Source organism: Nocardioides dubius (assembly GCF_039528155.1).
Lineage (GTDB): Bacteria > Actinomycetota > Actinomycetes > Propionibacteriales > Nocardioidaceae > Nocardioides > Nocardioides dubius.
Genome location: NZ_BAAALG010000002.1, coordinates 258,851 through 261,056, shown reverse-complemented (window position 1 = coordinate 261,056; position 2,206 = coordinate 258,851). Strand labels below are relative to the sequence as shown.

Here is a 2,206-nt window from a genome sequence, read left to right as displayed (position 1 = left end):
CCGACCTCGCGCTGCTGGAGCGCGCCTATCTCACCGCCGAGCGCCTGCACGCACCGCAGAAGCGCAAGAGCGGTGAGCCGTACATCACCCACCCGCTGGCGGTCACCACCATCCTGGCCGACATCGGGATGACCGAGCCGACCCTGGTCGCGGCGCTGCTCCACGACACCGTGGAGGACACCCCCTACACGCTGGAGCAGCTCACCGCCGACTTCGGCGAGGAGGTCGCCCGCCTGGTCGACGGCGTCACCAAGCTGGACAAGGTCACCTACGGCGACTCCGCCCAGGCGGAGACCATCCGCAAGATGATCGTCGCGATGTCGCGCGACATCCGGGTGCTGGTGATCAAGCTCGCCGACCGCCTGCACAACATGCGGACCCTGCGCTTCGTGAAGCAGGAGACGCAGGAGCGCAAGGCCCGCGAGACGCTCGACATCTACGCTCCGCTGGCGCACCGGCTCGGCATGAACACGATCAAGTGGGAGCTGGAGGATCTCGCCTTCGCGGCGCTGCACCCCAAGATCTACGACGAGATCGTGCGGATGGTGGCCGAGCGGGCGCCGTCGCGGGACAAGTTCCTCGCCGAGGTGATCGCGCAGGTCGAGGCCGACATCAAGGTCGCCAAGCTGAAGGCCCGGGTCACCGGACGCCCCAAGCACTACTACTCGATCTACCAGAAGATGATCGTCGGCGGCCGGGAGTTCTCCGACATCTACGACCTGGTCGGGATCCGGATCCTGGTCGAGGAGGATCGCGACTGCTACACCGCGCTGGGCGTCATCCACGCCCGCTGGAACCCGGTGCTGGGCCGGTTCAAGGACTACGTCGCGCTGCCGAAGTTCAACATGTACCAGTCGCTGCACACCACCGTGATCGGCCCACAGGGCAAGCCGGTGGAGATGCAGATCCGCACCTTCTCGATGCACCGCCGTGCCGAGTACGGCGTCGCCGCGCACTGGAAGTACAAGGAGAACGGCCGCAACGGCGTCGACACCGACCGGCTCGCCGACAAGGAGGACATGGGCTGGGTCCGCCAGCTCATGGACTGGCAGAACGACGTCGACGACCCGAGCGAGTTCCTCGACTCGCTGCGCTTCGAGATCAACCGCGCCGAGGTCTACGTCTTCACCCCGCGCGGCGACGTGATCCCGCTGCCGACCGGCTCCACCCCGGTGGACTTCGCCTATGCGGTGCACACCGACGTCGGACATCACACCATCGGCGCCCGGGTCAACGGGCGGCTGGTGCCGCTGGAGTCCAAGCTGGACAACGGCGACGTGGTCGAGGTGTTCACCTCCAAGGCGCCCAACGCCGGGCCCTCGCGCGACTGGCTCAACTTCGTGCGCTCGCCGCGAGCGAAGTCGAAGATCCGGCAGTGGTTCACCAAGGAGCGCCGCGAGGAGTCGATCGAGAGCGGCAAGGACCAGATCACCAAGGCCCTGCGCAAGGAGGGCCTGCCGGTCAAGCGGCTGATGTCGCACGACGAGCTGCTCCAGGTCGCCCAGCAACTCAAGCTGAGCGACATCAACTCGCTCTATGCGGCGGTCGGCGAGGGCAACCTGGGCGCCCAGACCGTGGTGCGCAAGGTCGTCGAGCTCCACGGCGGCGTCGAGGGAGGCCCGGAGGATCGTGCCGACGAGATGCCGAGCACGCGGCGCCGCAACCGGCCGGCGCGGGTCTCCGGGGCCGGCGAGGCCGGTGTGGTGGTCAAGGGTGCCGACGGCCTCTGGGTGAAGCTGGCCCGCTGCTGCACCCCGGTGCCGCCGGACGAGATCCTCGGCTTCGTGACCAAGGGCGGCGGCGTCTCCGTGCACCGCACCGACTGCACCAACGCGGAGGACCTGAAGGCCCAGCCCGAGCGGCTGGTCGAGGTCGACTGGGCGCCGACCGCGAAGTCGACCTTCCTGGTCAACATCTGCGTCGAGGCACTCGACCGTGCCCGCCTGCTCTCCGACATCACCATGGCGCTCTCCGACGTCCACGTGAACATCCTCAGCGCCTCGCTGACGACGACGCGCGACCGCGTCGCGAAGAGCAAGTTCTCCTTCGAGATGGCCGACGCCAAGCACCTGGACTCCGTCCTGCGCGCAGTCCGCTCGGTCCCCGGCGTCTTCGACGCCTACCGCATCACCCAGTAACCCGAACCCGCGCTTCTTAACGTCCGAACCCGCGCTTCTTAACGTCCGAACCCGCGCTTCTTCACCTG

The 2,206-nt window shown here is 67.8% G+C and carries 1 protein-coding gene; it reads left to right on the top strand.

The features are described 5' to 3' along the window. Window positions 1–2,138 (top strand): RelA/SpoT family protein (locus tag ABD151_RS03040; protein WP_343991206.1); only part of this gene is annotated, 2,138 nt, incomplete at its 5' end. Window positions 2,139–2,206: the final 68 nt, after the last annotated feature.